The following is a 10366-nucleotide window of genomic DNA, read 5'->3' as shown; positions in this document are numbered from 1 at the left end:
TTCGTCGATCTCAGCCGTCATTCCGGCGGAAGCCGGAATCCATCGGGGTCACCCTGGCGCCTCTTGCTGAACGCGACAGGCGAATGGATCCCGGCTTTCGCCGGGATGACGGCGGTTGGGAAGCGGCTCCGCGCTACTTCCCCGTCGCCGCGATGTTCGCGGCGTTGACGTTCCAGCCGCGCACCGAGAGATGGGCAGGGGCGGCAACGCTCGCCGGATAACGGACGCTCACCACCCGGTGCTGGCCGGGCAGCAGCGAGACGTAGTTGTCGCTGTAGAAGGCGGGCAGGATGCGCTTGCCCTCGGCATCGACCAGGGTGAGCTTGGCGTTGAGCACCGGCACCGTGCTCTTGTTGGCCATGGTGACCGCGATCACCTTGTCCTCGCCCTCGATCTTGGGTGTGCTCGCCTGCACTTCCAGCGGCACCGAGGCGAGGCTTTCCAGCGCGCGATAGGCGGTGTCGTCGCGGCCGCGCCAGTAGAAGTTGCGCGAGACCACCGCGCCCTTGGCGTCGCTCAGCGTCAGCTCGATGAGCAGCATCGGGCTTGCCGCATAGAGCCGGTCGAGCGGCACCGCGTCGAGCGTCGTCACGCGGTTCGCCTTGGCATCCACCTTGTCGGTACGGGCGAACAGCTGGACGTTGTCGAGGCTGACGACGCGGGTCTTGGCGGTGAGCCCGCGCTGATCGTCGCGGGTGGTGTTGAGCACCACCAGCTGGTTGTCCGGCAGGTTGAGCTGGATGTGCACCGGCTCGGCCGCGGTCTTGGCACCGTAATAGGAGGCCTGGGTGTCGTAATCCCAGCTGTAGATCTGCCAAGTGTTGGACGGCCAGGACGGGTGCGTCATCCACAACAGCCGCCCGCTGTTCTTGGTCCAGAGATGGCCCAGGAACCCCTCGAACATCGCCTTGTGCGTCTCGAGGTTCATCATCTGCGCCTTGCGCTCGAAATCCTCGAAGCTCAGCGGCTGGCCGAACATCGTCGTCAGCGCGCCCATGAACGTCTTGGTGTCGCCGTTCCCGCCGAAATGCCAGTCGTGATAGGCCAGCGTATCGGACAGCGGCCAGCGGTCCTTGGCCGGCATGGTGGCGGCAACCGATTCCAGTGTCGAGAGCGACGGCGTGCCGGTCTCGACCGAGAAGCCGGTGGCGAGATCGGTGAAATAGCCCTCGGGCTTGCGGTAATTGTACGGGCCCGAGCCCTGCAGGTTCACCTCGTTCGAGCTGCCGGTGTACCAGCGGGTGCCGTCCAGCTCGTGGACGACCTTGTCGAGCCCCTCGTTCAGCGTCGGATAGGGCACGCCTTCGTTGCGGCCGAACCAGACGACGATCGAGGGATGGTTGCGATAGCGCGCCACCACGTCGCGGGCGTTTTCCAGGAACAGCGCGGCATCGTCCGGCTCGACCTGGAAATTCTGGGTCGACTGCCAGAAATCGTTGAGCACCATCATGCCGTTCTCGTCGGCAAGCTCGAAGAATTCCTCCTCGTCGTTATTGCCCATCCAGTTGCGGATGATGTTCATGTGCGCTTCGCGCTGGAGGCGGAAATAGGGGGCAAGCCGCTCGCGGCTGACCTGCTTCATCGCATCGTCCATGCCCCAGTTGCCGCCCCGCGCGGCGATCTTCACGCCGTTGATGCGGATCGCCAGATGCGGCTCGGGCAGCGTCTCGTCGGGAATGGCGGTAACCGCCTTGGAGGTCTCGCCGGCGGGGGTGAGCGATTCCGCCCAGCCGGTGGGGCTGCGCTTCAGCGCATCGTGGCGGACGTCGATCAGCTTCTGGCCGGCAAGGCCGCCATCGGTGGTCTGCACGTTCACCCGGCGCAGCTGGCCGAGATGGTCGAACAGCGACAGGTCGTAGCTCACCTCGCGGATGCCGAAGCGCAGGGCCTTGGCATCGCTCGGCTGGCCGCCAGCCGCGAGATCGATCTTGAGGTCGTGCAGCGCCGGCTCGCCATAGCCGTTCGGCCACCACAGCTTCGGATTGCGCACGGTGAGCTGGCGGAACTCGGACGGCGCGAAGCGGAGCTCGCTTTTGCCGGGCTGGGCGGTGACGGTCTTCTCCACTGACACGTCGTCAAACGTGGCGCGGATCGTCACCTGCTGCGCCGCGCTGCCGCGATTCTCGAACGGCACGGTGATGTACACATCGGCGCTGTCGGTGCGCGGCAGCGGCAGGTCGGTCACCACATGCGGGTCGCCGATCTTGACGTCGCCGGTCGCCACCAGCTCGACCGGGCGCCAGATGCCGGTGTTGCGATCGCGGATGCCGGGGATCCAGTCCCAGCCCTCGGTCGCGACAAAGGTGGGGCCGTCGATCGCCAGCTGGCCGCCATTTTCGCCGACGCCCGCTTTGATCGACTGTTCGTGCGGGATGCCGGGATGCGGCGGCGGCGAGACGCGGACGGCGACGACAGTCTCGCCGGCGGCAGGCGTGATCTCGAACTGGCCGCGGATGAAGGCACCCCGCGTGCCGCCCTGGCGCTGGCCGTTGACCCACACTTCGGACGCATAGTTGATGCCGCCGAACACCAGGGTCAGCCGCTTGCCCGCGGCCTCGGCCGGCACGGTGAAGCTGGTGCGGTACCAATAGTCCTGCCGGGCGAGGCTCTCGGGAATCTTGAGGTTGTTCAGCCCGTAATAGGGATCGGGATAGACGCCGCGATCGACCAGCGTGGTCAGCACCGTGCCGGGGACGGTGGCGGCATACCAGGTACCTTCGGGCGTGCCGGGCTTCGAGAGGGCCGCGCCGTCGGCGGGCACGCCGGGGGCGGCGGCGAGTTGCCAGCCGTTGATCTGCCAGCGCAGCGGCCCCATCGGCGCGAGCGGCGGCAGTGCCGGCACCGGCTTGGCGACCGGCGGCGTGTAGGCGGTGTCGCTCTGCGGCAGGGTCCAGGGATCCTGCTGGCGCGTCATGCCGATATTGGCGGTCTTCTGCAGGTTCCAGCCGACGCCGACCTGCCACATCTGGACCAGTTCGAAGGCGGGCGGCGCCGCGGCCTCGCCCTGCACTTCGGTCGCCCCGAGCGCGACGCCGCGCAGCTGCGCCTGCACCAGCGCGCCGCCGAAATGCGCCTGGCCCGGCACCACCGGTGCCAGCGCGATCCGCGAGGCGACGGCCGAGCCGTTGAGCGCGCCTTCACCCACCTGCTTGCCGTCGAGATACAGCCGCACCCGGCCGCCCTCGATCACGGCGGCGACGTGGCTCCAGCGGCCGGCGGCGAGCTTGGGCGTGCTGTTCACCGCCGTTCCGCTGCCGAAGAAGTGCAGCGCCCCGCCGCGCAGGCCGAGGCAGCGGCAGTCGCCCGCGGGATCGCCGAACGCGATCAGCGTCACCACGCCCTGCGGCACGACATCCGGCTTCACCCAGGCCGAGAGCGTCACCGGCGCGCCAGAGCGGAGCAGCGCATCGGCACCGGTCAGCGGCCGGTCGAGGCCGATGCCGCCGGCGAGGAAGCTTGCGTTATACGGCCCGGCATTGTCCGGCTCGGCGGCCTGGACGGCGGTGAATGCCAGCACGGCGGCACTCGCGAGCATCGCGCGCGTGAACTTGCCCATCGATATTCCTCCCCAAGAATGCGCCGGACGCGCCAAAAGACTCGGGGCGCGGGAGCATGGATGGCGTGAATGGCCACCTGTGCCTCTTTTTATTCACCAAATTTCACAATTCAACCGACGAGAACGGTTCCACGCTTGCGCACCGAGCGCAAATCGACTGTTATCGCAACCACAATGACGAGCGGCCGCCCTCCCATCCGCCTTTCGGGCACCAACCTCGAACGCGCCGCTGACCATAACCAGCGCGTGACCCTGCACGCCATTCGCGCCAACGGCTCGCTCACGCGCGTCGATCTCGCCCGGATCACCGGCCTCACCGCGGCGGCGATCGCCAATATCACCAAGCGGCTGCTCGCCGACGGGCTGATCCAGGAGGCCGGACGCCGCTTCGGCGGACGCGGCCAGCCGCCGACCAACCTGATCATCAATCCCCAGGCCTGTTATTCGCTGGGCCTCAACATCGATCGCGACCATGTCACGCTCGTGCTGGTCAATTTCCTCGGCGAGACGGTGGCGCGCGCATCGCGCGAGATCGACTTCGCGCTGCCGGAGCAGGTGGCGGAATTCTACCATGCCGAGGTGGAGATGCTGCTGGCCTCGGCCGGTGTCGACCCGCGGCGGATCGTCGGCCTGGGCGTGGCCAGCCCGGACGATCTCGGCCTGATCGAGCTGCCGGGCAAGCCCGATGCCTATCGCCGCTGGGAGCAGACCGACCTGGCCGAGCTGCTCGCCTGGCCGCTCGACGTGCCGGTGTTCGTCGAGAACGACGCCGCCGCCGCCGCGATGGGCGAGCTGCAGCTGGGGCTGGGCCTCCAGCATTCGAGCTTCTTCTACATCCTCATCTCGTCGGCGCTCGGCGGCGGGCTGGTGATCGACAGCAATTACTTCCGGGGGGCAAGCGGACGCAGCGGCGAGCTAGGCTTCCTCACCCATCGCGATCCGGACGGGGTGGTGCGGCAGATCCAGGCGCACGTCTCGCTTTCGGGGCTCGCCGCCCCGCTGAAGCTTGCGGGTTACAGCGTGCAGGACATGCTGTCGTGCGAGGGCGAGGATCGGGCGCTGGAAGCAGTCGTCGATGCCTGGATCGAGAAGGCCGCGCGGTTGCTGATCGAGCCGCTGCTCGCGGTGAACTGCCTGATCAATCCCGAAGCGGTGCTGATCGGCGGGCGCCTGCCGCGCCGGCATGTCGACCGGCTCGCCGAACGCGCCAATGCGCTGCTGGCGGAGCAGGGTGGCGACGCGCCCGCGCTCGCCCCCTTGGCCCGCGCGCAGCTTTCCGCCGACGCGCCCGCCGTGGGCGCGGCGATCCTGCCGTTCAGCTATTTCCTGCTGCCCAAGAGCAGCGCTTTGTGGAAGGCATCGGCCGATAGCGCCACCGCCAACGCTTGACCGCACATTAAATCAATCGAATAAGTTTATTCTTGTGCCCGAAGCGTCCGCCGGGCAGAGAAACGGCGCGCGTGCGGCGCGCATCATGGCACGAACAGACCGGTGTGCTGCCGGCTAGAAGGGGAGGGAAGGCGGTGGCGATCGATCGCATGGCAAATCGGGCGGGCAAGGGCCTCGGCTGCTGATGTCGACCGCACAGCTTCCCGTCGCGGGCATCGAACTCGGCGGCACCAAATGCATCCTCACCCTCGCGCACGGTCCGGATCGGATCGTGGCGCAGGAAACGGTGCCGACCCAGGCGCCGGAAACCACGCTCGCCGGGCTTGAAGCCGTGCTGGCCGGCTGGTGGCGCGACCATGGCTTCGCAGCGCTCGGCATCGCCAGCTTCGGGCCGGTCTGCCTCGATCCCGCCGATGATCGCTTCGGCTATATCCTCACCACCTCCAAGCCGGGTTGGAGCGGCACCGATGTTGCCCGCCGCCTTGCCGCACCGTTCGGCGTGCCGATGGCGTTCGATACCGACGTCAACGGTGCCGCACTCGCCGAGATGCACTGGGGCGCCGGACAGGGGCTCAGCGATTTCGCCTATGTCACCGTCGGCACCGGCGTCGGCGTAGGGCTGATCATCAATGGTCAGCCGACGCGCGGCATCGGCCACTGCGAGATGGGCCATATCCGCGTGCCGCGCCTGGCAGAGGACCGCGCACCGAGCGGCTGTCCCTTCCATGACGACTGCATCGAGGGGCTCGCCTCCGGCACCGGCATTCGCGCGGCGCTCGGCGATCAGCCGGTGGAGCAGGTCGGCGAGGATCACCCGGTCTGGAACCGCGTCGCCTCCGCGATTGCGCTGCTCTGTCACGCCATGGTCGCCACCGCCGGCCCCCGGCGCATCGCCATTGGCGGCGGCGTGATCCAGCGCCAGCCGCACCTGCTGGCGCGCATCGATCCGCTGCTTCGTGACAGCATCGCCGGCTATCTGACGGTGCCGCCCGCGCCCTATATCGTGTCGCCGGCGCTCGGCGACCAGGCGGGGCCGCTGGGCCCGATCGCGATGGCGTTGCAGGCCAGGGCCAGCGCGCGGCCGTAAAGTTCGGCCGGCGCATGGACTTGTGCGCCGGTCCTGCGGTATCGCCCTGCCAAGATCATCAGGGAGAGAGAACCATGTCCGCAGGCCTGAAGCTGCTACTGGCAACCACCATCCTCGCCGCGACGCCGGCGCTCGCGCAGCAAGCGCCGACAGCGTTGTCCTCCACCGCGCATCCCGAGAAATGGCCGGCCGCCAAGAGCCAGGGCCTGATCGATCCCGCCACGGAGAAGTTCGTCACCGAACTGATGGCGAAGATGACGCTGGAGGAGAAGGTCGGCCAGATGATCCAGGCCGATATCGGCAGCATCAAGCCCGAGGATCTGGCGACCTATCCCCTCGGCTCGATCCTGGCAGGCGGCAGCTCGCCGCCGATCGGCGCCCCCGATCGTTCGCCGCGCGGACCGTGGCTGGCAACCGCGCAGGCCTTCCAGAAGGCGGCGCTCGCCGGCAAGGTGGCGCATCTGCCGATCCCGATCATGTTCGGCATCGATGCCGTCCACGGCAACAACAACATCGTCGGCGCGACGCTCTTCCCGCACAATGTCGGCCTGGGCGCGATGCGCGATCCGGCGCTGATGGAGAAGATCGGCCGCGCTACCGCCGAGGAAACGGCCTCGGCCGGGATCGACTGGGCGTTCGGGCCGACGCTCGCCGTGCCGCAGGACGAGCGCTGGGGCCGCGCCTATGAAGGCTATTCGGAGGAACCGGAGGTCGTGCGCAGCTATGCCGGCGCGATGATCCGCGGGCTTCAGGGTGCACCCGGCACCAAGGACCGCTTCCAGAAGGGCTATGTGGCGGCCTCGGCCAAGCACTTCCTAGGCGACGGCGGCACCTTTGGCGGGCAGGACCAGGGCGACACGCGCGTTTCCGAAGAGGAACTGATCCGCATTCACAATGCCGGCTATCCCGGCGCGGTCAACGCCGGCACGATGACCGTGATGGCGTCGTTCAGCAGCTGGAACGGCGTGAAGATGCACGGCAACAAGTCGCTGCTCACCGATGTGCTGAAGGGCCGGATGGGCTTTGACGGCTTCGTCGTCGGCGACTGGAACGGCCACGCCCAGATCCCCGGCTGCACCGCCACCGATTGTGCGGCGACGTTCAACGCCGGACTCGACATGGCGATGGCGCCGGACAGCTGGAAGGGGCTGTACGAATCGACGCTGGCGCATGCCAAGGCGGGTGCCATCCCGATGGCGCGGATCGACGATGCCGTGCGCCGCATCCTGCGCGTGAAGGTGCAGATGGGCCTGTTCAACGCCGCCCGACCCTATGAAACCAAGCCCGAGCTGATCGGCGCCCCGGCGCATCGCGCCATCGCCCGCGAGGCGGTGGCCAAGTCGCTGGTGCTGCTCAAGAACAGCGGCGTGCTGCCGGTGAAGGCGAGCGCCAATGTGCTGGTCGCGGGCCCCGGCGCCGATTCGATGGCGCAGCAGTCGGGCGGCTGGACGCTCAGCTGGCAGGGCGACGGCAACCCGAACGAGATGTTCCCGAACGGGGAGACGATCTTCGCCGGGATCAAGGCCGCGGTAAGCGCAGGCGGCGGCACCGCGACGCTCTCCACCGACGGCAGCTTCACCGCGAAGCCGGACGTGGCGATCGTGGTGTTCGGCGAGGAGCCCTATGCCGAGATGCGCGGCGACGTGCGCACGCTGGAATTCCAGCCGGGCGACAAGCAGGCGCTGGCGCTGCTCAAGAAGCTGAAAGCGGCAGGCGTGCCGGTCGTCTCGGTGTTCCTCTCCGGCCGCCCGCTCTGGGTGAACCCGGAACTCAATGCCTCGGACGCGTTCGTCGCCGCCTGGCTGCCGGGCAGCGAGGGCGCCGGCGTGGCCGATGTGCTGATCGGCGACAAGGCCGGCAAGCCGCGCCGCGACTTCACCGGCACGCTATCGTTCAGCTGGCCCAAGACCGCCGGCCAGTTCACGCTCAACCGCGGCGAGCCGGGCTATGACCCGCTGTTCGCCTTCGGCTATGGCCTCAGCTATGCCAAGCCGGGCAAGGTCGGCGCGCTCAGCGAAGTCTCGGGTGTCGATGCCTCGCTGGCCAATGTCAGCACCTTCTTCGCCAAGGGCGTGACGCCGGCGCCGTTCGCGTTCGCCACCGACAGCGGCATCACCCGCAAGACCGTCGACGGCCCGGCGACGCAGGAAGGCGCGCAGCAGCTCAGCTGGCCTGCCGGCCCGGCGACGTTGCGCATCGGCGGGCGTGAGCTCGACCTGAGCCGGGAGACCAATGCCGAGCTTTCGATCCGCTTCGTCTACCGCGTCGACACCGCGCCGACCGGCCCGGTCAAGCTGCTGATGGACGGCGGCAAGAACACCGGCGCGATCGACGCCACCAGCCTGTTTACGGGCAAGAGCGGCTGGCAGACGGTGAACGTGCTGCTGAAATGCTACCAGAAGAACGGTGTCGACGTGACCAAGGTGACCGCCCCGGTGGTGCTGCAGGCAACCGGCCCGCTCGTCCTCTCGCTTGCCGAGGCGCGGATCGTGTCCGAGCCGAACAACTCGGTGTGCCCGGGGCAATGAGCGGGATCGAGGTCGTCGAGATCGCGCGCGGGGCATACCGCGCGCAGTTCCTCACGCTCGGTGCGACGCTGCACCGGCTGGAAGTGCCCGATCGGCACGGATGGTCGGAGAATGTCGTGCTCGGCTATGCCGACCTCGAGGACTATCGGCGCCAGCCGCCGCGCTATTACGGCGCGGTGGCGGGGCGCTATGCCAACCGCATTGCCGGCGGCCGCTTCACGCTGGACGGCGAGACCTTCCAGCTGACCACCAACGAAGGCGGCAACAGCCTGCATTCCGGGCCGGACGGGTTCGATCGGCAGGTCTGGACCGTGGAGGCGCGGAGCGACAGCGCCGTCACCTTCCGGCTGGACACGCCGCATGGCTGGAACGGCTTCCCCGGCGACCTGGTCGCACGGGTGGAGTACGCGCTGGAGGAGGACGGCCTGGCGGTGCGCTTCACCGCGGCCGCCGACCGGGCGACGATCGTTAACCTGACGCAGCACGCCTATTTTAACCTTGCGGGCGAGGGCAGCGGCGCGACGGTGCTCGATCATGTGCTGCAGATTCCGGCAAGCGCGATCACGCCGGTGGACGACGCACTGATCCCGACCGGCGCGCTGGCGCCGGTGGAGGGCGGGCCGTTCGACTTCCGGGCACCCAAGCCGATCGGCTGCGACATCGACGCGGCCGATGCGCAGCTCGCGCTGGGGCAGGGCTACGACCATAATTTCGTGCTCGACGGCCCCGCCGGGTTCGAACGCCGGATCGCGACGCTGTTCGATCCTGGTTCGGGCCGTGTGCTGGAGGTGCATTCGACCGAGCCGGGCGTGCAATTCTATTCGGGCAATTACCTCTCGGACGGCGCACCGGGTACCGGCGGCGGGGTCTATCCCAGGCGCGGCGGATTGTGCCTGGAGCCGCAGAAGTTTCCGGACAGCCCCAACCAGCCCGCGTTTCCGAGCGCGCGGATCGAGGCCGGGGAGACATATCGGCACAGCATGGCGTTCCGGTTCCGCTTGGCCGGAGACGTGGAAGAGGCGTTCTCGCTCTAAGCCCCTCCCCTCCGGGAAGGGACGGGGGAGGGCAGTGCCTCACCGACAACGTATGTTGTGGAATCCGTCCACCCCGACTCCTCCTCCAAGGAGGCGGGGCTTGAGGTTGTTCCCTTGGGCCGCACCCGATACATGCCCCGGATGGCAAAAGCGGATCGCCTCGAACGGCTCGACAACCGGCGCATCGAACTCGAGGCGGAATATCGTGCAGTGCTCATCGCGGCGCTGGAGCGCACGGCAGCCGGCAAATGGGGTCTGTTCGATCACCAACGGGACCGCCACGCCCGCGCGGCGGTTCGCCCCACGCTCGACCATCTCACCGAACTGGGCGAGGAGATCGACGATGCGCGCGATCGGCTGGGGCTGCCGCCCTTCGCGCTCCAGCAGGAATTTCTCGCCGCGCGCGGGCCGGTAGGCCCCTCGGCCGTTGGCGAGCCCAAGCAGGCCCAGGCCTGGCTGGTGCGTCTCGCCGCGGAAGATCCCACCGCATCCTGACCGGTTGCGAAGGGCCGGTTATTCGGCGTTTTCCGGCGTGCGCTCGGCGCGGATCCGCGCGTCCTCCTCCTTCTTCTTCCTGCCCTGGTCGTAGTGCCACTTGATGGCGAAGAACATGCCGGTACCGAACACGGCGATCTTGAACGTGCCCAGTAGAATCGGAACCCAAATCATCACTATTGCCTGACATCGTCTGTCGCGAAGGGCGCCGGCCTCAAACCGCTCCTTCAGGTTGAACCGCCCGCCATGGACGCTTCAATCGTCCTGACGGCCCCTG

General features: G+C 68.1%; 7 protein-coding genes. 5 read left to right on the top strand and 2 right to left on the bottom strand.

Annotated features, from left to right (window positions below; translation table 11 throughout):
* Nucleotides 1–133: 133 nt before the first annotated feature.
* A complete protein-coding gene (locus SPI01S_RS12605) occupies nucleotides 134–3556 on the bottom strand; it encodes a glycoside hydrolase family 2 (RefSeq protein ID WP_066722790.1) in 3423 nt (1140 codons plus the stop codon).
* 174 nt (nucleotides 3557–3730) lie between these two features.
* On the opposite strand from SPI01S_RS12605, the gene SPI01S_RS12600 reads away from it, so the two are divergent.
* The 5 genes from SPI01S_RS12600 (at nucleotide 3731) to SPI01S_RS12580 (ending at nucleotide 10089) form a co-directional block, all read left to right on the top strand.
* Nucleotides 3731–4945, top strand: a complete 1215-nt coding sequence (locus tag SPI01S_RS12600; RefSeq protein ID WP_066722788.1) for an ROK family transcriptional regulator — start codon at nucleotides 3731–3733, stop codon at nucleotides 4943–4945.
* A gap of 184 nt (nucleotides 4946–5129) precedes the next feature.
* On the top strand, nucleotides 5130–6032 hold the full coding sequence (locus SPI01S_RS12595) for an ROK family protein (RefSeq protein ID WP_066722787.1): 903 nt from the start codon (nucleotides 5130–5132) through the stop codon (nucleotides 6030–6032).
* Nucleotides 6033–6106: 74 nt separating this feature from the next.
* A complete protein-coding gene (locus tag SPI01S_RS12590) occupies nucleotides 6107–8560 on the top strand; it encodes a glycoside hydrolase family 3 protein (protein ID WP_066722784.1) in 2454 nt (817 codons plus the stop codon).
* Entirely contained in the window at nucleotides 8557–9594 is a 1038-nt protein-coding gene (locus tag SPI01S_RS12585; RefSeq protein WP_066722782.1) for an aldose epimerase family protein, read from the top strand. Before SPI01S_RS12590 ends, SPI01S_RS12585 begins: the two co-directional genes overlap by 4 nt.
* Nucleotides 9595–9735: 141 nt before the next feature.
* Nucleotides 9736–10089 (top strand): hypothetical protein, encoded by a 354-nt coding sequence (locus tag SPI01S_RS12580; protein WP_066722779.1) that lies wholly within the window; start codon nucleotides 9736–9738, stop codon nucleotides 10087–10089.
* Nucleotides 10090–10107: 18 nt separating this feature from the next.
* Here SPI01S_RS12580 and SPI01S_RS22685 read toward each other — a convergent pair whose 3' ends face one another.
* Nucleotides 10108–10263, bottom strand: a complete 156-nt coding sequence (locus tag SPI01S_RS22685) for a hypothetical protein (RefSeq protein WP_169804510.1) — start codon at nucleotides 10261–10263, stop codon at nucleotides 10108–10110.
* Nucleotides 10264–10366: the final 103 nt, after the last annotated feature.

The sequence above is a fragment of the Sphingomonas pituitosa NBRC 102491 genome (genome assembly GCF_001598435.1).
Classification (GTDB): Bacteria; Pseudomonadota; Alphaproteobacteria; order Sphingomonadales; family Sphingomonadaceae; genus Sphingomonas; species Sphingomonas pituitosa.
This window is presented reverse-complemented; position numbering and strand designations above follow the sequence as displayed.